Genomic DNA, 520 nt, shown 5'->3' on the forward strand with positions numbered 1-520 from the left:
TCGTCAATCACGATACGCTGCTCTTTTTCAGGCTCTCGACCTAGCCTAAAAATAGCCTCACCGGCTTTGGCGGCAAGCTTTAGTGCCGTTATTGATTTTTGCTTGTTTTCTTCGGTTAAATCAAACGACCACCATTGGCAGATTGTGAGTGCCTTATTAAAAACACTTATTAAATTATCTCTTTTTATGGGTAAAGCTCCAATCGAGTGGTTATACATCCGCTCAAAACGTTCACTATTTCTTTTTATGCTTATAGGCTTATATTCACGTGTTATGTTTATCATGCTTATTCCTTTAAATTAAATCTGTTTGATTGAGCGTTTTGGGGGCTGAGGCAAAACTACAAATAGTCGCCATCGATATAAAACTGCGGGATAAAGTCTGATTGCACGTTTAATTCCCTACCTAAGTCTTTTGCCATGCACGTTAAACCTAGCAAAACAATTGGCATGTAAAAATTAGGTTGTTGGTACCCTTTATCACAGAATCGCTCGTGGTACTCCCAGCTATCATTCAATGC

2 protein-coding genes are annotated in these 520 nt (G+C 39.0%); both read right to left on the reverse strand.

Features of this window, described 5'->3' with window-relative positions:
- The coding region (locus tag I6F65_RS21625; protein ID WP_197114903.1) for a hypothetical protein at window positions 1-284 on the reverse strand (284 nt) is incomplete at its 3' end.
- Window positions 285-340: 56 nt separating this feature from the next.
- A partial coding sequence (locus I6F65_RS21630; RefSeq protein WP_197114905.1) for an Imm49 family immunity protein occupies window positions 341-520 on the reverse strand: 180 nt, incomplete at its 5' end.

Source organism: Pseudoalteromonas sp. SWXJZ94C (assembly GCF_015864385.1).
GTDB lineage: Bacteria > Pseudomonadota > Gammaproteobacteria > Enterobacterales > Alteromonadaceae > Pseudoalteromonas.